This window comes from Vibrio sp. V23_P3S9T160 (genome assembly GCF_963886625.1).
Taxonomy (GTDB): domain Bacteria; phylum Pseudomonadota; class Gammaproteobacteria; order Enterobacterales; family Vibrionaceae; genus Vibrio; species Vibrio anguillarum.
The window spans coordinates 1-2,591 of the sequence record NZ_CAWPDB010000090.1 but is presented as its reverse complement, the minus strand read 5'-3'; the positions used below and the strand labels follow the sequence as shown (position 1 = coordinate 2,591).

3 protein-coding genes are annotated in these 2,591 nt (G+C 34.7%); 2 read left to right on the top strand and 1 reads right to left on the bottom strand.

All coding sequences use genetic code 11. The annotated features are described in order from the left end of the window. Both AACU59_RS04815 and AACU59_RS04810 read left to right on the top strand, forming a co-directional pair. The coding region (locus AACU59_RS04815; protein ID WP_237666601.1) for a hypothetical protein at positions 1–543 on the top strand (543 nt) is incomplete at its 5' end. 29 nt (positions 544–572) lie between these two features. Beyond that, on the top strand, positions 573–1,382 hold the full coding sequence (locus tag AACU59_RS04810) for a glycosyltransferase (protein ID WP_161437681.1): 810 nt from the start codon (positions 573–575) through the stop codon (positions 1,380–1,382). Positions 1,383–1,433: 51 nt separating this feature from the next. Here AACU59_RS04810 and AACU59_RS04805 read toward each other — a convergent pair whose 3' ends face one another. Beyond that, a complete protein-coding gene (locus AACU59_RS04805; protein ID WP_094144609.1) occupies positions 1,434–2,432 on the bottom strand; it encodes a sugar transferase in 999 nt (332 codons plus the stop codon). Positions 2,433–2,591: the final 159 nt, after the last annotated feature.

Sequence of the window (2,591 nt, the reverse complement as noted above, 5' to 3'; positions counted from 1 at the left end):
GTTTTTATATGTATTATTGCAACGCAATCAGTTACTGCTATCACTTTTATGTTTATCTTGATTTTTTGGGGCTATTTAGGTTTTAACTCTAAGATTTTGAAAAAAATATCTATTATTTCCTTGATATTAATAGTTTTTAGTTATGTATACATTATACATTTAGGTCCTAGTGTAGATATAAAATCTGGATGGGAAACATCAGCTATTGATAGAAAATTAAACTCATTCATATTTAGAGTTCAACCTCAAATCAATGCTATGGAGATGATTAGTACTAGTGAACGGTATTATTCTGGTTTCGGTTCTGGTCAGTCGTTAGTATATTTTTCTCGACCATTTCATAATTCTTATATGCAGCTTATATTTGATCATGGTTATATTATATCTTGTGTTTTGGTTTTTGCAGTATTTTTTTATAGTATATCAATTGGGCATTGGCCTGCATTTTTTTCACTGTTATTATCAAGTCTGCTTTTTGAGCACTTTTTTATGATGACAGTTATCCTATATTTTTTCATATTAAGGCGATGTTCTATAACATGATGCTTAATTATTATTTATAAGGTAATATCTTGAAGTTTTCGATCCTAATGTCTCTTTATGTAAAAGAGAATGCTAGTTATCTAAGTGCTTGCTTTGAAAGTTTGATTAATCAAACTGTTCAGGCAAATCAAATTATTCTTGTCGAAGATGGCCCTTTAACTGAAGAGCTTTATGCGACTCTAGAAAAATGGCAAAAAATATTACCTATAGAGAGAGTTAAACTGCCTAATAATGTTGGTTTAGGGATGGCTCTAAATCACGGATTGGAACTATGTCGTTATGATTTGATAGCTCGCATGGACACTGATGATATATGTCACCCCAGCCGTTTTGAGAAGCAGTTAAAGATCTTTAAGAACCAAAATATTGATGTGTGTGGTAGTTGGATATCTGAGTTCTATAAAAATAGTGACATTTGTATTTCGTACCGGAAACTACCAGAAAATCATGATGATATAGTTAGATATTCTCAGCGTAAAAATCCTATGAATCATCCTTCCGTGATGTATAGAAAATCTATAGTATTTGATGTTCAGCGATATAATGATGTTTTATATTTTGAAGACTATTATTTGTGGTTAAAATTGCTCAATAATGGCGCAATTTTTTACAATATTCAAGAACCGCTAGTATTCATGCGTTCTGATGAGGCACAACTTTCTAGAAGGGGGGGGCGTAGGTATGCTTTTTATGAACTTAATTTTTTTAAATTGTGTTTTAAAAATGGGTTTATGACTAGAGAGCAAGTTGTGATAAATACTATAATTCGATTTCCGATCAGGATGTTACCATCTAAATTGTTAGGTAAGATTTATAAAATCATAAGGTTTATTGGTTGACGGTATACGTATTTCAAGTAAAAGCAATACATCTATTCTGTGGCATTTAAACTACCTTCCCATCCCAAACAAAACTGTCTTGACGGTCAACAACAAAATCTTCAATTCCATGCGCCAGTTCTGGTGCTTAATGTAGTACACATCATATTTATGTTTCCATACGGCATCTTCTACTGATGCACCGTAAGGGTACTTCACTTGAGCAAGCCCTGTAACTCCCGGTTTCACCGCATGGCGAAAACGGTAGTAGGGAATTTGCTTTTCAAGCTCATCAATAAATACTTCACGTTCTGGCCGCGGGCCAACCATCGACATTTCCCCTTTTAATACATTGATTAATTGAGGAAGTTCATCAATTCGTGTTTTACGAATGAATTTGCCCACTTTGGTCACACGTGCATCATTTTTTGTTGCCCACTGTGCGCCATTTTTTTCTGCATCATTACGCATTGAGCGAAACTTAATCACTTCAAATTCTTTGTTGTATTGTCCTGTCCGTCGTTGTTTGAAAAAAACAGGACCGGGTGATTCTAGCTTAATGAGAAGTGCGGTGATGAGCCCAACGGGTATTGCGACAGTCGATAAGCTGAAAACAAAAAAGAGATCAATAAAACGTTTTTCTCGGCTATGTCTTTTGTTTGATAAAATAGAAAAGGCTTTTTGGTGCAAGAAGTAACCGCTGTGCAGTAGCTCTGTTTCTGTATAGCCTACTTTTCGGTCAAAATAGCTGACCAGTGGCTCAACCCATGCACCAAACTCGGTCGCAGCGATTAAAAATAGCTGTTGACGTTTAGACAAATTCGCACTTTTAAAATGACAAAGTGTTTTATTTTTAAAATCGACTAAGTTGTAGTTGTTTACTTGGTAGTGAATTGGATGTCGAGATAGCACGGTGTGAATTTTGCCCGCATCTTCGTCTGGACAATAAATGTACACTATCTCATTAGCCAAACTATCAATCGTTTGATCTTGTCCATCGTAATCGCCTAATTCAGAGAGTTCAGCAACAGATTCACGGTGTTGTGTTGACTCATTAAAAATATCAGTCATAGCCTTAGTCTTTCTGGTTTATTAATTTAATAACCTAGCGCGATTATATTATCATTGATTTCTTATGCTTTCCTGCAAGGATATACCTACTTTGTAGGAATATTCCTATTTGGGCGGGCAGTATAGACTATTTTTCTGATATGTCATACCAATTACATT